This is a genomic window from Campylobacter sp. W0014 (assembly GCF_020135975.1).
GTDB lineage: Bacteria > Campylobacterota > Campylobacteria > Campylobacterales > Campylobacteraceae > Campylobacter_D.
Map to the genome: position 1 here is coordinate 1 of NZ_JACHTR010000093.1, position 630 is coordinate 630.

Genomic DNA, 630 nt, shown 5'->3' on the forward strand with positions numbered 1-630 from the left:
GTGATTGATTTAAATCGATATAAATTTGCTCTTGATGAAGAAGGTAGAATCATTTGGGCTTTATATGATGATATTGAAAAAGGTAAATTAAAAGATCCAAGAGATATAGATTCTACTTCTGAAAGCAGGAAAGAATTTGATCATTATATGGATGGATATAAAAATGGAATGGTAACTAGATTTGATGTAGATATTAGAAACGAAAGAGATGAAAGATCTGCTAAACTGACTATGGATACCCTAGTATTAAGCGCCAAACTCGCAGCCCTCACTCCTCCTCAAGGCTATCCTAATGCTCCAAGATACTATAGCCCTGAAAGACTAGAAATTATTTATAAAAGACATAAGCTTGATAAACTTCTTGACCCAAGAATCCCTGCTATTTATAGATATAATTTTCCAGAGGATTTAAGAGTTAAGATACTAGCTTATGCTAAAGAGCATAATATAAAAGAGTGAAAATAATGAATTGCATAACTAGACTAGCCACTACTATAATCATGGAAGATGGTTTATATATAGGATGAAAGGATAAAAATGAGTGAAACTTATGAGATTTATACACCTAATGGACTTATATTAGATGTAGAAAAAGAAACAAATAAAATTTTATTAGATGATGGAGGAGCT

At 31.1% G+C, this 630-nt stretch carries 1 pseudogene; it reads left to right on the forward strand.

The annotated features are described in order from the left end of the window. Nucleotides 1-459: pseudogene (locus H2277_RS09105) on the forward strand (hypothetical protein); the annotation flags it as partial. Nucleotides 460-630: the final 171 nt, after the last annotated feature.